The organism is Citrobacter sp. VF227, assembly GCF_052950715.1.
Genome location: NZ_JBRFVF010000406.1, coordinates 1 through 466 on the forward strand (window position 1 = coordinate 1; position 466 = coordinate 466).

Annotated in this window: 1 protein-coding gene; it reads left to right on the forward strand. The window is 44.2% G+C overall.

Annotated elements, in window-relative coordinates; genetic code table 11:
• Positions 1-49: 49 nt before the first annotated feature.
• Positions 50-466: Mu transposase C-terminal domain-containing protein (locus ACU8YC_RS27005; protein WP_446896262.1), on the forward strand; the 417-nt coding region annotated here is incomplete at its 3' end.

Consider the following 466-nt stretch of genomic DNA (forward strand, 5'->3'; position numbering starts at 1 on the left):
GTCGAACTCAGTTGCACGAAGAGATCTCGACAGCGAAAAGAATGCCACAATGACATTCTTCGACTTTTCTCGTTGGTTTGCACGCGAAGTGGTTGTTTATCACTCGACCATTCATAGTGCGTTGAAAGTTAGTCCGCGGCAAGCTTGGTATGACTATTTTGCTCCCTCCGGTGGGCTTCCGTATCCACCGAAAATTTCAGAACCGGAGCAGCTGAAGCTTCGGTTTATGCCTCAAGAAGTACGAAAAATTAACCCCGAAGGTATAAAGTTACACGGTCAGACGTATTGGGATCCTATTTTAGTGCCCTTTGTTGGGACTAATAAGGCGGTTGTTAAATTTGATCCGTTTAATTTGAATGAGGTGTGGGTTAAGTTAAATGGACAGTTCTGCTCAATTCGTCTATCCGACTTAACGATCCAAGCACCAAATTATGAAGAATATCGTGCAAGCAGGTTACATAGGCGG